Here is a 15,572-nt window from a genome sequence, read left to right on the forward strand (position 1 = left end):
TGGTACTTAAAACGGATTTTCTTCAACTGCTTTCTCAAGACCCTGTGCCATAGACACAAACTCTTCAGCATTCATCTCCTTTATATAAACCAAACCATGAGTAGCTCTTACCAACGGATGATTATTTTCGTAAAAGAAGTTCTTGCCTAAAAGCAATTGAATTTGCTTCAACTGCTGCACCCAAACCTTTTGTGTCAGCTCGTTGAATTTGCCATCGTACTCGTAGCTTGGAAAAGATGCATTCACCTGACTTAAATAACTTTCGGTAAATGAATTCTCCATAACATCAAGAGCATTCAAAGAAACCGGAACAATCGAATCGGCTTCGGAAGGATGGTATTTAAACCAAACATTTCGGTAACCAACAATTCGAAGTTTCGATAAATCCTCTTCCTCTTTCCACTCCTTAACTGCTCCTGCAATGGCTTGCAATACTTTATAATGGGTATCCGGTCCACTTCCTTCCGGATCCATAGCCAAACTAATAATTGTTGGTTTGTATTTTCTGAATTCCTCCAAAACCGGAAGCATATCCCTGTTCTTTTCAGGGGTTTCGGTGAACACATCGCCTTTATAAAAACCCAAACGCAAGTGGTGAACATTTTTAACAGGAGTACCGAAATGAGCCCAAACCAACTCCTCTTCAAACTCACGAATCATCCCTTTCATTTTCTGAACTTCAGAAGTATTTTTACCTCCATCGTAACTGCTTTCCAAATCTGCAATAATAAAAGCAATTGTCTCATTCAGATGCTCCTTGCTGTTTACTTTCCAGGTTTCAACAATGGAACGAATTACACGATGACACAAACCTCTTCGCTTTCCGTTCTGATTTCGGGCCGCAACCGAATTCAGGAAATGATACACATCTTTATCCCATTTCTTACTAAATCCTACCTCGAAGAAATCAGGATATTCCAACATTTGAATTTCACCTTTGGTGATAAATTCCTGACACTCTTTTAATACACCAATCACAAAACCATTCGTTACTGCGGTAAAACCAGATGTAAGAACAGAAAAATGAACATCGTTAGTTGCTGAACGCATCTGACGGTTGGTGTACGGCATAATTCCCAGCATGATATCATCATGATGAGGGCCGGTATGATAAATTACCTCGTTGGTATCAGGTTTCATCCCTTTTTCCAACTTCCTTTTGATGGAATCAATAACAGTCTGAACAGTTCCTTCATTCAAATCAGGAATTTGACTGGTGTAAGGATCAGCCTTTAAATCTTCCAAAGTTAAATGGTGACCATATTTATTGATTTTCTGACACAGATCGATAACCGCTCTTTCGCTTTTCGCATGTGTCCAATCTCCTGTTTTGTAAAATTGGTTCACACTATCCGTCAATTTACAGGCCGCTCCTGTTGTTAAATAAAAACGACTGTTTTTCTGACGCTGCAGTACCGAAGCCGGATAAATTGCATCAGGTTCGCTTTCCAGTGATCCTTTTACGATATCAGCTTTAGCTTCACCGGCAGCAAAAATGATTGAAACCGCATCTCGATTGTGGGTAATTGTATCCAAACCAATTGTGATAACCAAACGGTTTCTTGATACTTCTATTCCACCCAAATCACCTGCTGCAACTGCTTGTGTCTCGAAATTTGTCTTGGTTAACCGTGTAGTCGAAAAATGATCCGATCCACGGGTGTTAAAAGCAATATGACCATCAGGACCAATTCCGCCCAGGAAAAACCCGATGCCGCCTTTATCGCGGATTTTTTGCTCGTAAGAAGTACACCAGTTATCAATCATGAAAATTGATTTCTGCTGCATCTCTTCCACAACACTTGTTGCCTCGCGGTAACGAAGCGACAAATCAATATTGTAATCGGGAAAAACTTCCAGAAAATGTTTATTATCCACCAATGGAATTTCCTCTGAATTAATTAGTAATGAATTGGATTTCTCCAGTCCAAAACCATCAATATAGTATTTCATCACATAGTTGTAAAAACTATTGTGCTGACGCGGATCAATTGGATAAAACTCATCAATCTGAACAAACTGCAAACCACTCAAATCTGGTTTAGCCATGTTTCCAAGTCCATACTGACTGCGGATTTCGATTCCTTTAGGCTTGTTCCAATTCTCAAGAAGAAACTGAGTATACTTGATAAAATACTCCGGAGTTTTACCGGTTGGTAAACTAATTACTCCCTGAGGATTTTGTTCTGCCCACTCCAAAAAACGAAGTGAAGTCATCAAACCCAATTTTGGAAAATTATCAACCGTTACATAAGGTATTTTGGCTGTAACTTCCTGCACTCCTGATAATTCATAGAATGCCTGCTCTACTTTTGATGTAAATAATGTTTTCATTTTCTTTTTATTTCTATAATCTCTTAACCTTACTCGTTTAAAACACTTCACTTTCGTGAGAAAATAACTGTTTGTTTTAAATTACGCTACCACACGATTAAATACCGGGTTTGGTATCAGAAATAAAACTCCTTTTACTGCACTGATAATTCTTTGCTGTATTTTGATACCACTTGCTTCATTTGCTCATATTGCTCTTCCATGCTTGTTAATAATTTGTATTGAGAATGAGTTCTGATTAAATTGTGCTGCGGTGATTTTATTTTATAATACTGATCTCCGTCGATGTAGTCCATTAAAAACCGAAGAACTTGTTCGAAAGTGATGTATCTGGCGGAAAAAGCAAGGTATTCCAATTCCGAAGCTGTTAAAAACGAAACTGCTTCTTCCAGATATCCTTTGGTATAAGCCTTGAATATTTCCATATCCATGCTCACCTGATCCAAATTCTTATCATCCTCTAAACCAGTATTGGTGTATGATCTCATAGCATCACCATAATCATTCAGCACCGTGCTGTTCAATACGGTATCCAAATCGATCACACACAAATCATTTCCCTCTTTATCAAAAAGAATGTTGTTGATTTTTGTGTCGTTATGAGTTACCCGTGTAGGAATGGTTCCGTTCTCAACCAGAGTCCAGAATTCAAGCATTTCCTCACGGCGATTCTCAACCCAGGCAATCTCTTCAGTCAATCCAGCCTTACGGCCTGCAGGATCTTTTCTCAACACTTCATCCCACTGCTTAAAACGAAATCTGATGTTATGAAAGCCTGGAAGAATATCTACCAATGGTTCTTTCATATCCGATAACATCAATTGAAACTTACCGATTCCCTTTCCTCCTGCATAAGCCAATTCCGGACTGTCCGCAGCTTCATAAGTCAGGTTGTCTTTAATAAAAAGACACATTGCCCAAAAGTCGCCCTCTTCATCTTTGTAAAACAAATCACCATTCTTTGCAGGTGTAATTGTCATTGCTTCGCGTATGATATCACCACCTGCTGCAGCTATTTTCTGCTTAAGGTGAGTTGTCACTTTTAAGATATTCCCCATCATTCCGGGCACATCCTTAAAGATGTTCTTATTCTTGCGTTGAAATAAATAGCTTGGGTCTTCTTCAGCAAGGGTTGTTACAATAAATGTATCGTTAATAAACCCTTCTCCAAGAGGTTTAATATCTGCTATTTCCCCTTCAACAGAGAATTTTGAAGCTATTTCTTTTAAAGTATTCGTCATATTTCATCTTTGAATGAGGGCACAGTAAATGATTACTCATGCCCAAATTGGATTCATTATTTTGTTCTTATTTTATGTCCTTTTAAACCGTAATAAAGAATATAAAGAAAACAAGGAACACAAACCCAGTAGGCATTTTGTGCTCCGGCAAAATCCTTCATAAAACCGTAAATCGTTGGAATTAAAGCGCCGCCAACAATTGCGATAACCATTAAGGATGAGCCTGCTTTAGTGAATTTTCCCAAATCAGTCATTGCAAGCGGCCACAAAGCGGGCCACATTAAGGAACATCCTAAAGCCATAAATGAAATAAAGTAGATTGATAAATCTTGAGGTGAAAGCACAACCATTAATGATCCAAACAAGGCTGTTACCGCGCAAATTCGAAGGGCTGTAGCCTGATTAAGATATTTAGGAATTAAAGCGGCTCCGCAGATGTATCCAATAACCATACCTATCGGCGCAATCCATGCATAATATTCCGCATTGGCTAAGCCCAGAGCAGTTGCATAATCAACCAAGGTTCCTAACGAAACGGTTTCAACTCCAACATACAGGAAAAGAGCAAACACGCCTAACAAAAGGTGCGGAAACTGCCAAACAGATGTTTTATTTGCTGCATAAGGACAATCGTGTGCTGAATCTTCATCTTCTCCTACTGCTTTTACTTCAGGCAGTTTAGCCAACAGAGCCAATACTCCCAAAAGAACAAAGACACCAATAATAATGTAAAAAGGGATGTTAATATCGATCAGTGATACATTGTCCACTTCTTTTCCAATAATCAATGCCAAAAATAACGGCGCAATCGGCCAGGCCAATTTATTGGCGATCCCCATATAACTCATCCGCTTTGCGGCACTTTCAATAGGTCCTAATATGGTAATGTACGGATTGACAGAAGCCTGCAGAAAAGTATTTCCCATACCGCTAATGAAGGAAGCCAGCAAAAACAGAGGCAGACTTTCCATTCTTGCAGAAGGAATAAATAAATAAAAACCAACTGCAAACATGATAAAAGATAATGCCATTGTTTTTTTGTAGCCGATTTTACCAATCACCAATGATGCTGGATATCCAAAAATCAGAAAGGCTGAGAAAGTAGCTGCAATCACTAAGTATGATTCGGCAGAAGAAATATCCAAAGCTTTATTTAAAAGCGGAATAATATAACTGTTTATCCCCAGTGCAAATCCAATTGCGAAAAACATTACTCCAACTATAATAAGAGGAACTACGTACCTATTTACTTTAGTATCCACCACTTGTGCACTTACCATAATTTAAAATTTATAAGATTACTATTTCTATATTATATTCTAAAGTCTAAAATCATCACTTCCTCAAATTGTGTTTTTCATCAACTGCTTTACATAATCCATTAAATTACGAGCATACTCTTCCGTAGTTGCTTCGGAGTAAATTCGAATAATGGGCTCCGTATTTGATTTTCTGAGGTGTACCCATCCCTCCGGAAAACTAATCTTCAATCCGTCAATCGTATTGCAGGGATAATCGATAAATTTTCTGCGAACCTGATCCATTATGCCATCCAAATTGGAAACACCCTCTAATTCTAATTTTTGTTTTACGATTTTATAATCGGGATAACCTGCCCGTAGTTCTGAACAGGTTAATTTTGATTTTGCCAAATAGGTAAGAAACAATGCCACTCCAACAAGCGCATCTCTTCCATTGTGCAATTCAGGATAAATCACACCTCCGTTGCCCTCACCACCTATTACTGCCAAATGATTCTTCATTTCGCGCACCACATTTACCTCGCCTACTGCTGATTCATAGAACTCAACGCCATGCTTTTTAGCAATTTCCCGAAGTGCCATGGTTGACGATAAATTGGCAACTAAACTGCCTTTTGTATTTTGAAGTACATAATCAGCCACCGACACCAAAGTGTATTCTTCGCCAAATGCCTGTCCGTTTTCACAAACCAAAGCCAAGCGATCAACGTCCGGATCTACAACAATACCAAGATCTAACTTTTCATTCTTAACACATTCCGATATTTCCACAATATTTTCAGGGAGAGGTTCCGGATTATGAGCAAAATTACCATCAGGACAGCAATTGATTTCCGTCACCTGTTTCACTCCTAAAGCTTTCAGTAATTGAGGAATTGCAATTCCTCCCACCGAACTTACAGCATCAACTGCAATAGAAAAATCAGCTTCTTCAATTAGTATTTTATCCACCAAAGGCAAATTAAGAATATGCTGAATATGAGTCTCTAAATAATCATCTTTCTTAGAGTACTTTCCTAAATCATCAACATCATTGTAATTGAAATCCTGTTTCTCAACAAGATGCAGCAAATCCTTCCCATCCTGATCAGAAATAAATTCGCCTTTTGCATTTAATAATTTAAGTGCATTCCAATTTTTAGGATTGTGACTTGCTGTAATAATAATACCTCCGCCGGCTTTTAAATCGGTAACAGCCATTTCTACTGATGGAGTTGTTGCCAATCCAAGGTCAACCACTTCGATACCAACTGAAAGCAATGCCCCAACCACCAGTTGGTTTACCATCTCTCCACTGATTCTGGCGTCACGGCCAACGATTACTTTTTTAGCGGCACCGCTGTTTCGGAGCCACATGCCAAAAGCTCCTGATATGCTGACGATATCCATTGGTGTTAAGCATTGCCCGGGTCTTCCTCCAATAGTACCTCTAATACCTGATATTGATTTTATTAAAGTCATTTTTCTCTCCTATAAAATTATGCCCACAACTTTGAAGGATATGTTCCCTTCTCTATCAATTTACCAATCGCTTTAACCGCTTTTTCTTTATCTTCCCGATAAGTTACTCCAAACCACTGAGCATCCGACTTCAATACTTTAACCTGTGTTTTTCCATCTTTAATAATATTGGCAACTTCAGAAGGAATAAAAAATTCAGATTTCAACTGATTCCCTTCTTCTTTCAGAAAAAGGATAAACTGAGCTTCCAAATAATCGAATAGTTTAGGAGTAAAACCCCAAAAATTCATCGACACAGTCGTTTGCGGAACCAGCTGAACCCACTCTTCATTCTCCTTGTATGCGATTCCATTTTCCAACTTCTCAATATGAGTCCGCTCAACAACGGCAGTCAGGTGATCATTCTCATTTGTTCCGCAAACTCCTCTTGATACCGAACCATTTTCTGAAATGGTATTGCCTAGCTGGTAGCCAACCATGCAGTTTTCTTCATCAGTAATAGTGTTGCTTAAATACTCCGCAATAGTTGTAAAAGCCTCAACGCCATAGTAATCGTCTGCATTAATTACTGCAAAAGGTTCATTAATACAGTCTTTAGCCATTAAAATTGCATGACCTGTTCCCCAAGGTTTTTCGCGTTCCAGATTATATACTGATCCCTCAGGAACCTTTCCTATTTCCTGATTTACGTAATCAACTTCAATCTTCCCTGCTAGTTTTGCATTAAAAAGTTCTTTAAACTCTTCCTCAAAACTCTCTCTAATCACAAAAACAATCTTACCAAAACCGGCCTCAATTGCATCATATATCGAATAATCAATAATAGTTTCATTCGTTGGCCCAATCGGATCGATCTGCTTCAATCCCCCATACCGACTTCCCATTCCTGCAGCTAATACCAATAACGTAGGTTTCATATTATTATAGTTTGTTTTTTAGTTGCCATATGGAACTTACCAAGCTGGGAATATCATCCCCATGTGTGTCAAAACAGTCTTGGCATGGACGTTTCATATCTTATTTAATTCTAAATCAATTTTTACTCTTCAATTTTATCCTTACCAATACATTTCTGTAAAGATTTTCTCAAAAAAAGCAACCACCTGCCGTGCATCACTACTACTACAATGTTCCAATGGTTTTTAGAAAAGGCAGATGGTCACCATACTTTATGAAAATTGCTCCCCGTAAGAACACTACTTCTACACAAATCTTCAACGCAAGTTGAAAACAACAGGGAGACAATTCTCTTCTTAACTAATCACTAACTATTTTCTTCATAACGTTTGCCATAGTTCCCATAAGAGCGGCATCATCCAGCAAATCTGAATTTACCAGCTCAGTCTCCGAACTAATTTTATCCATAGCATATTTATTCATCCACATGCTTACCGGACTGATTATATATTTTCCTGCCTGAGCCAATCTTCCTCCAATAATTATCATTTCAGGATTCAGTAAGTGAATCAAAGTCACCAAACCTTTCCCCAGATATTCACACATCTTGTTCAATTGGTCAATAGCAAACTGATCACCAGCTAAAATTGCATCAACAACAGCTCTTAAATCAATCTTTTTCCCCTCATCCTTATATTTGGCTAAAAAACTTTCCTGCCCTCTCTCAATTCCTTCCTTTATTTGCCGCACCAAAATCTTCCCTGATGTTAAAGTTTCCAAACAACCAATTTTCCCGCAATTACAAAGTGTTCCCTCAGGATCGATTAAAATATGGCCAAACTCACCTGCAAATCCATTTTTACCACTATGCAATTCGCCATTCAAAATCATTCCTAAACCAATACCATTACTTAAATTCAAGCACAACACATTCTTTTTATCTTTGGCCTTTCCAAAAGCTTTCTCGCCTAATGCCATGGTACGGGCATCATTGTCGAGCAAAATTGGAAATCCCAGTTCCCAGTTCAGGTAAGCCCTTAAACCATCTTCTGCAAACGACAAATGCGTATGGGTCAATCCATTTTCAGCATCAACCAAACCAGGAATTGAAATCCCTACAGCCAACACCTTTTCCCGCTCAATACTTATTGTTTCAAGAGCAACATTAATTTTTCCAATCAATGCCTGACAATACTCACTGCTATTTTCCAACTCAAATTCTTTAAACTCTTCGCGGTATATCAACTGATTATTCAAGTCGAAAACAGCTAAATTGAGTGTATGCAGATTAATATCAACACCAACTACATATTGATATTCAGGATTCATACAATATAAATTTGGACGTCTTCCTCCAATTGATTCTCCAATTCCATTTTCAAGAATCACCCCAAAACCCAAAAGATCTTCAACAAGCGAAGCAACCAAAGGCTGACTCATTTTTGCCGTTTTCACGATTTCTGCAATTGAAGCAACTCCATTGTAATACAAATGGGATATTATTTTACGATACTGGTTCTGCTTCCTCTTTTTAGCATTAACAGTACCTGCCAGTGTTTTTTCGTATAGAAATTCTAATTCCAATTTAATCTCGCTTTTAATCATTTTTTTCAAAGGATAAATATATATAGTTTTCACAAAGAACCAACATCTTTTAAAAAATATTATAAAAGATGTTGGTTCTTTAAAATGGAATTATTAATAAGTCCCTAGTAAATACTAGGCCTTATTAAGGCCCAAAGCGGACAAAAAAATAATTATCGCTTTATAAAGAACCATTATATCCCGGCATTAATTTTACTGTATTCTTAAAAATCCTTAATTCACAATCACTTTTCCCGATTCTCTTTTCGGCTTTACTAAAAAATACTACCTTTAGTGCTCTTGAATAATTAACACTAAAATTTAACGGAGGAATATACTAATGAGCAAAGAAATTTTAAGCCTTGAACCTAAGGCTATTTGGGAAAACTTTTATTCATTAACTCAAATACCACGCCCATCGAAGCACGAAAATGCAATTCAGGATTTCATGATGAAATTCGGACAGGATTTGGGATTGGAAACTATCAAAGATGCTGTTGGAAACATCATCATTAAAAAACCAGCTACACTAGGTTTTGAAAATCGTAAAGGAGTTGTATTACAGGGTCACCTGGATATGGTGCCTCAAAAAAATGCTGACACCGTTCACGATTTTGAAAAAGATCCTATCGAAACACTTATTGATGGAGATTGGGTAACTGCAAAAGGAACAACTCTAGGTGCTGATAACGGAATGGGAGTTGCTGCAGCAATGGCTGTTCTTCAAGCTACGGATATTGAGCATGGTCCTGTTGAGGCTTTATTCACTGCCGACGAAGAAACTGGTATGACTGGTGCTTTTGGTCTACAAAATGATGTTTTAGATGGTGATATCCTTCTAAATATGGATTCGGAAGATGAAGGCGAATTGTATGTTGGTTGTGCCGGTGGTATCGATGCCAATATTACTTTCAAATACAAAGAAGACAAGCTTGAAAAAGGATATGTTGGCTACAAGCTATACATGAAAGGCTTAAAAGGCGGTCATTCAGGAATGGAGATCATTTTGGGCCGTGGAAACTCAAACAAATTGTTATTCCGATTTTTAAAAGCAGCAACTAAAAAATACAAATTAAGAATGTCTTCTGTTGACGGAGGATCTTTGCGTAATGCGATTCCACGTGAGTCGTTTGCAATTGTTGCCGTTCCTGAAAGATATACTGAGAAATTCCTTGCCGGAGTTGCAGAATACGAAGCTATTTATAAATCGGAATTATCAGCTGTAGAACCAGATTTAGCATTTTTTGCTGAACCAACCGATGCCCCAAAGCACGTATTCAAAAACAAGAGCCAGAAAAATTTAATCAACGCCATTTACGCATGTCCAAACGGTGTAATCCGCATGAGCGATGCTATGCCGGGATTGGTTGAAACATCAACTAACCTTGCACGTGTGGTAAGTGAAGATGGTGTTGTTACCATTCAGGCCTTATTGCGTTCATCAGTAAACTCTGCAAAAGAAGATTTGGGACAAGCAATTGTTTCAACTTTTGTATTGGCTGGCGGGAAAGTAAAATTGGAAGGTGAATATCCGGGATGGAAACCGAACATGGATTCTCCAATCTTGAAAACCATGCAGGAAGTGTACAATAAAAAATACGGAAAAATTCCTGAAATCAAAGCTATTCACGCTGGTTTGGAATGTGGTTTATTAGGAGCTGTTTACCCACATTGGGATATGATTTCTTTCGGACCAACGATCCGTTTCCCTCACTCTCCGGATGAGAAAGTAAAAATTGATACCGTTGTTAAATTCTGGGATTTCTTAGTTGAAACTCTTAAGAATATACCGGTAAAATAATACAATCAAATACTGATATGAAAGGAACGTACAATTGTGCGTTCCTTTTTTCTATGGCATAAGAATTTAACCACAAAGTAAACTCGAAGGATACCCACTAAGCTACACAAAGAAAAAAGAGTTGAATCTTTCATTTTGCAGAGAAAGTACCAACAGGCGAAAGGGTGTATCACAAAAAACCCCATCGCTTTCTTTTAAACTTTCCGATATCTTCCTAAAATCAGAAAAATGACCCCATAGAAAATTACACCAATCATTATTGCAAACACCAACGAACCCAAGGCAAATTGCAGGTAATTTTCACCCAAATTCCTTAAATCCATCAAATCGGGCACTTCCTTCTGGAATTCACCATGCAAAACAAGCGCTCCGGTCTGATAACCAGCAATTACAATTAAAGGAATTAATGGAGGTATACTACTGATATTCACGGTTATCAAAGCCAGAACCTTGTTTAATCTTAATAGTAAAGCGAATGATATTGCAAGTACCGTTTGAAATCCCCAAGCCGGAGAAAAGGCAAGAAATATTCCCAACGTCAATGATAATGCTATTGTCGCATTGGAAGTATCGGTACAAGCAATCTCTGTAACAATGGATTTCTTTATTTTGTCTAAATTGAATCGCCGCAACACCTTCTGATAATTCATCTTCTTCATCTTTCATCAGCAAACAAATCATACTGATAATTGTTCACCAATTACTTTTTTACTGCTTACTGTTCATTGTTTCAATCCATTCCCCCTCTGTAGTCATAAATCGCCCCATTAAGTTAGCAGTCATACACGAATGAACCGGTAATATTCCAATCAAATCACCAATCACAAACTCATCAAATAATTCATCACTGCAGCGGATAATTCCATGTTCCTGAGACAGGCTTGCTAAATACCCTCCGCCTATAATTTCACTCCATCCATTTTTGGTAATGCGAACAATACTCCCAAAAAGCTTTGTTCCCTCGTCATCTGCTTCCAAATATTCTTTAGAAAAATGAACACCTCCACCATGAATCACCAATTCATTACGATCAATATTTCTGGCAATTACCGGACAGGCCATCACCACAGCTATTTGATCCTCATTGCACGATCCCAACACATATTGCATAATGTCGTAAAAGACAAAATTCCCCGGACGAATTTCATCAATCCCGTAAAATTCATCACTAATACTGCAGGCTGGTGTATCCCCTAAGGATACTTCAAGACCAGGAATTTCTTTTCGAAAAACATCCTTTAATTCATTTAAATCCAGTAATGTTTTACTATGGTTCTTGTGTATTTCCTTCTGATCTGAAGCCTGATAATTATGCCCTGTATGAGCCAAAAAACCCTTACAGTTTAATTTATCGGATTCATCCATTAAATTTACCAATAAGCGAATAGAACCAGTTGCTTCAGCAGGCATACCTGAGCGCTGATAACCTGTATCAACTTTAATAAATACACCAACAGCATGTTTTAATTCAGATTGTAAAAACGCAATTGTTTCCTGCGATTCAACAACTAAATTCAGTTGAATTTTTGAAGCCAATTCGTTAATCAAATCAATTTCACGCACATTTACCGCAATAGCAACAGTAATGTCTTTCCATCCGTTATTGGCAAAATATTCCGCCATTTGCATGGATGAAACAGCAATGGCCTCCACTCCTCTTTCTTTGAACCACTCACCAATCTCTGCCGATTGATGTGTTTTAAAATGAGGACGCAAACGCGTATTTGAACGCTTTGCCTTGGCCTGCATTGTTTCAATATTGGCAATGCATTTTGCTTTGTCAAGCAAAAGAGTAGGACGAATTATTTTAGAATCTAAATTTTGCATCGAAATTAATTTTAAATGGTACTCAATCAAAAAACAGTGCTATTCTCTTATTTTTGATCGTAAATCCATTAAAATATGATCTCTCACACTTAGTATATTTTCAGAAAAACCGACTTTATAAATGTGTGGACTAATAAATCGTTTATGTCCATCCGGCAACTGAGCAAAGCGTTTCCTTACATAGGCATTTATTTCAACAGGAGATTGATTTTCAATTAATATCTCTCCATTTTCCATCACCTTACTCATCAGCTCTTCACACTTATAATCCGTAACGTAAGTATGCTTATGACTATGAAAAGGATGAAACAGACGATTCGTCGATTCTTCATTCTCTAATAAAATACCATCCCGAAAAAACATTCCATCCTCATCAAAATAACGAATCACCTTTTTCTTTCCAGGCATGGTGATTTTTTCAATATTCTCAGATATTTTCAATCTTGGAATTCCGTTGTTCTGAACCAATTTATAAACCCCATCTAAAGCTCCGGCATCTTTTCCGGTAACCAATTCAGTGCCGATCCCATAACCATCAATTTGTGCTCCCTGATCGTTCAAACTTTTAATTACATACTCATTTAACTGGTTTGATGCGATGATTTTCACATATTCTAAACCAGCCTCATTCAACATTTTTCGGGCCTTTTTACTTAAATATGCTAAATCGCCGCTATCCAAACGAATGCCGATCATTTTGTATCCTTTTGCTTCTAATTCCTTTGCAACAATTATTGCATTAGGAACACCCGATTTAAGTGTATTGTAAGTATCAACCAGCAAAACAGTACTATCCGGATTGATTTCAGCATAACGACGAAATGCTTCCAGCTCGTAATCAAAGCTCTGAATCCAGGCATGAGCCTGTGTTCCCGTAAGCGGAATATCGTAATTAAATGCACTGTAAACATTCGATGTTGTATTTGCTCCTCCTATCACAGCCGCACGGCTGGCATGTATTCCACCCAAGCCCTGAGCCCTTCGCAATCCAAAATCAGCAAAATCCTTATCACCAATTACATTTCTTATCCGACAAGCTTTTGTGGCAATTAACGACTGGAAATTCAGATAATTCAGAAGTAAGGTCTCAATTAACTGAGCTTCGATTATATTTCCTTCGACCCTTACCAAAGGTTCATTTGGGAATACAATTTCCCCTTCTTTCATACTGTAAACAGTGGCAGTAAATTTAAAATCCTTTAAATACTCCAGAAACTCATCTTTCAATCCTGTTTTCTTCAGAAATTCAATATTTTCTTTACTGTAACTAAAGTTTTTTAATATTTGAAGCAGGTCCTGCAATCCTGCAAAAATAAGGTAACCACCTTCGTACGGATTAGTTCTGTAATAGTAATCAAAGACGGTTTGTTCATTTTCTTTACTACTTAAAAAATATCCCTGAGCCATGGTCAGCTCATAATAATCGGTATACAACCCTGTATTTTCTGTTAATGTGTCCATTGGATTAACTTAAATAAAAATCTTGCTAAAGATAAGTAATATATGATACTATGCCCAGAAATCTGGAATCGATATGTTTAGATAAAACATGATATCTGCTTTTTGTTTCTTTAAGGATTAATCTTACTTTAGCACCCCTTAAACAATTACTCAACATTAACAGATAAAATAAAAGAATATGACTGAAGCACTAAGACTGACTCTTCGAGATTCGAAAGCAGCACGATGGGGAGCATTGGGGATAATTTCTATCACGATGTTTGCAGGTTATTTTTTAACCGATGTAATGTCTCCTTTAAAACCAATGCTGGAATCCGAGTTTGCATGGTCAAGTACAAACTACGGAATATTCACCAGTGCATATGGCTGGTTAAATGTATTTTTTGGGATGCTTATTTTCGGGGGTATTATCCTTGATAAAATGGGGGTTCGCTTTACCGGAATTATGTCATCCGGAATTATGGTTTTAGGAGCAGGCATTAAGTATTGGGCTATCACTAATCCAACCTTAGTTACTGACACAACTTTTGGTATCCATACTCATGTGTTTATGGCTGCTGTAGGATTTGCCATTTTCGGTGTTGGTGTAGAAATTGCAGGAATTACTGTTTCTAAAATCATTGTAAAATGGTTCAAAGGAAACGAAATGGCTCTGGCTATGGGAATGCAAATGGCTGTTGCCCGATTGGGAACTATGCTGGCAATTGCAGCTCCGGTTCCATTGGCTACGTATTTTTCAAGTGTACACACCCAAGTTGTAAACGGTGAACTAGTTGAAAAAATGGGACCAAGCGTTTCCGCACCTATTGCTTTTGCATTTATATTGCTGGTTATTGGATTCATCACTTTCTTTATCTATGTGTCGATGGATAAAAAACTGGATGCATCACTTGCTGAGTCGAACGGAACTGATAGCGAAGAGCCATTTAAATTCAGCGACATAGGTCGTATTGTGACCAACAAAGGCTTTTGGTTAATTGCTGTTTTGTGTGTATTGTTCTACTCTTCAGTTTTTCCATTCATTAAATATGCATCCGATTTAATGGTGAACAAGTATGGTTTAGACCAAAATCTTGCAGGTATTATACCAAGTTTACTGCCATTAGGAACACTATTCCTAACACCTCTGTTTGGTGGGGTTTACGATAAAAAAGGCAAAGGAGCTACCATGATGATCATTGGAGCCGTCTTAATATTATTAGTCCATTCTGTATTCTCATTACCAATATTAAATTACTGGTTTGTTGCAGTTGTTTTGGTAATTATTTTAGGAATCGCATTGTCTTTAGTACCTTCTGCTATGTGGCCTTCAGTTCCAAAAATCATTCCTGAAAATCAATTGGGAACCGCTTTTTCATTGATCTTTTGGATTCAAAACTGGGGATTAATGGGAATTCCATTGTTAATTGGATATGTATTGGATCAATCGAATCCAGAAGTTGCATTAGCAAAAGCTAACGGCACAGCAGTACCATTATACGATTACACAAACCCAATGCTTATTTTTGCAGGACTAGGCTTACTGGCAATCATAGTTGGTATGTTATTAAAAATGGAAGATAAGAAAAAAGGTTACGGCTTAGAATTACCGAATATTCAAAAATAGCCTAAATAGTAAATATCATATAAAAAAGCTGTCCTTCGGGACGGCTTTTTTCATATAAGTCCCAATATAGTTTCTGATTTGTTTTTTTATTCATTTAT

11 protein-coding genes are annotated in these 15,572 nt (G+C 37.5%); 2 read left to right on the forward strand and 9 right to left on the reverse strand.

The features are described from left to right. Positions 1–6 precede the first annotated feature (6 nt). From GQR60_RS11805 to GQR60_RS11830, 6 genes are all read right to left on the reverse strand, one after another. Positions 7–2,334 carry a glucosamine-6-phosphate isomerase gene (locus GQR60_RS11805; protein WP_124993123.1) on the reverse strand — a complete coding sequence of 776 codons (2,328 nt, stop codon included), beginning with the start codon at positions 2,332–2,334 and terminating at the stop codon, positions 7–9. 134 nt (positions 2,335–2,468) lie between these two features. Continuing rightward, entirely contained in the window at positions 2,469–3,575 is a 1,107-nt protein-coding gene (locus GQR60_RS11810; protein ID WP_124993124.1) for a phosphotransferase enzyme family protein, read from the reverse strand. A 56-nt stretch (positions 3,576–3,631) separates the two neighbouring features. Then, positions 3,632–4,855 (reverse strand): glucose/galactose MFS transporter, encoded by a 1,224-nt coding sequence (gene gluP, locus GQR60_RS11815; protein ID WP_225441407.1) that lies wholly within the window; start codon positions 4,853–4,855, stop codon positions 3,632–3,634. A 63-nt stretch (positions 4,856–4,918) separates the two neighbouring features. Further along, entirely contained in the window at positions 4,919–6,298 is a 1,380-nt protein-coding gene (gene glmM, locus GQR60_RS11820; protein ID WP_124993125.1) for a phosphoglucosamine mutase, read from the reverse strand. 17 nt (positions 6,299–6,315) lie between these two features. Then, positions 6,316–7,215, reverse strand: a complete 900-nt coding sequence (locus GQR60_RS11825; protein ID WP_124993126.1) for a nucleotidyltransferase family protein — start codon at positions 7,213–7,215, stop codon at positions 6,316–6,318. Positions 7,216–7,555: 340 nt separating this feature from the next. After that, on the reverse strand, positions 7,556–8,800 hold the full coding sequence (locus tag GQR60_RS11830) for an ROK family protein (RefSeq protein ID WP_124993127.1): 1,245 nt from the start codon (positions 8,798–8,800) through the stop codon (positions 7,556–7,558). Positions 8,801–9,119: 319 nt separating this feature from the next. Here GQR60_RS11830 and GQR60_RS11835 point away from each other — a divergent pair, with 319 nt between their 5' ends. Beyond that, positions 9,120–10,580 carry an aminoacyl-histidine dipeptidase gene (locus GQR60_RS11835; protein WP_124993128.1) on the forward strand — a complete coding sequence of 487 codons (1,461 nt, stop codon included), beginning with the start codon at positions 9,120–9,122 and terminating at the stop codon, positions 10,578–10,580. 194 nt (positions 10,581–10,774) lie between these two features. Here GQR60_RS11835 and GQR60_RS11840 read toward each other — a convergent pair whose 3' ends face one another. From GQR60_RS11840 to GQR60_RS11850, 3 genes are read right to left on the reverse strand one after another with little or no spacing between them, the layout of a single operon-like run. Then, positions 10,775–11,230 (reverse strand): DUF2062 domain-containing protein, encoded by a 456-nt coding sequence (locus tag GQR60_RS11840; RefSeq protein ID WP_160463470.1) that lies wholly within the window; start codon positions 11,228–11,230, stop codon positions 10,775–10,777. A gap of 58 nt (positions 11,231–11,288) precedes the next feature. Next, positions 11,289–12,407 carry an alanine racemase gene (locus tag GQR60_RS11845; RefSeq protein ID WP_124993130.1) on the reverse strand — a complete coding sequence of 373 codons (1,119 nt, stop codon included), beginning with the start codon at positions 12,405–12,407 and terminating at the stop codon, positions 11,289–11,291. Positions 12,408–12,446: 39 nt separating this feature from the next. Beyond that, on the reverse strand, positions 12,447–13,868 hold the full coding sequence (locus GQR60_RS11850) for a nicotinate phosphoribosyltransferase (RefSeq protein WP_124993131.1): 1,422 nt from the start codon (positions 13,866–13,868) through the stop codon (positions 12,447–12,449). Between the two features lie 178 nt (positions 13,869–14,046). On the opposite strand from GQR60_RS11850, the gene GQR60_RS11855 reads away from it, so the two are divergent. Next, positions 14,047–15,474 carry an MFS transporter gene (locus GQR60_RS11855; protein WP_124993132.1) on the forward strand — a complete coding sequence of 476 codons (1,428 nt, stop codon included), beginning with the start codon at positions 14,047–14,049 and terminating at the stop codon, positions 15,472–15,474. Positions 15,475–15,572 lie beyond the last annotated feature (98 nt).

Source organism: Labilibaculum euxinicum, assembly GCF_009795715.1.
Taxonomy (GTDB): Bacteria; Bacteroidota; Bacteroidia; order Bacteroidales; family Marinifilaceae; genus Labilibaculum; species Labilibaculum euxinus.

Bases quoted from the DNA above. Each gene is read 5' to 3' on its own strand.
- GQR60_RS11805 (WP_124993123.1), bottom strand. From the start codon at position 2,334: ATGAAAACATTATTTACATCAAAAGTAGAGCAGGCATTCTATGAATTA.
- GQR60_RS11810 (WP_124993124.1), bottom strand. From the start codon at position 3,575: ATGACGAATACTTTAAAAGAAATAGCTTCAAAATTCTCTGTTGAAGGG.
- gluP (WP_225441407.1), bottom strand. From the start codon at position 4,855: ATGGTAAGTGCACAAGTGGTGGATACTAAAGTAAATAGGTACGTAGTT.
- glmM (WP_124993125.1), bottom strand. From the start codon at position 6,298: ATGACTTTAATAAAATCAATATCAGGTATTAGAGGTACTATTGGAGGA.
- GQR60_RS11825 (WP_124993126.1), bottom strand. From the start codon at position 7,215: ATGAAACCTACGTTATTGGTATTAGCTGCAGGAATGGGAAGTCGGTAT.
- GQR60_RS11830 (WP_124993127.1), bottom strand. From the start codon at position 8,800: ATGATTAAAAGCGAGATTAAATTGGAATTAGAATTTCTATACGAAAAA.
- GQR60_RS11835 (WP_124993128.1), top strand. From the start codon at position 9,120: ATGAGCAAAGAAATTTTAAGCCTTGAACCTAAGGCTATTTGGGAAAAC.
- GQR60_RS11840 (WP_160463470.1), bottom strand. From the start codon at position 11,230: ATGAATTATCAGAAGGTGTTGCGGCGATTCAATTTAGACAAAATAAAG.
- GQR60_RS11845 (WP_124993130.1), bottom strand. From the start codon at position 12,407: ATGCAAAATTTAGATTCTAAAATAATTCGTCCTACTCTTTTGCTTGAC.
- GQR60_RS11850 (WP_124993131.1), bottom strand. From the start codon at position 13,868: ATGGACACATTAACAGAAAATACAGGGTTGTATACCGATTATTATGAG.
- GQR60_RS11855 (WP_124993132.1), top strand. From the start codon at position 14,047: ATGACTGAAGCACTAAGACTGACTCTTCGAGATTCGAAAGCAGCACGA.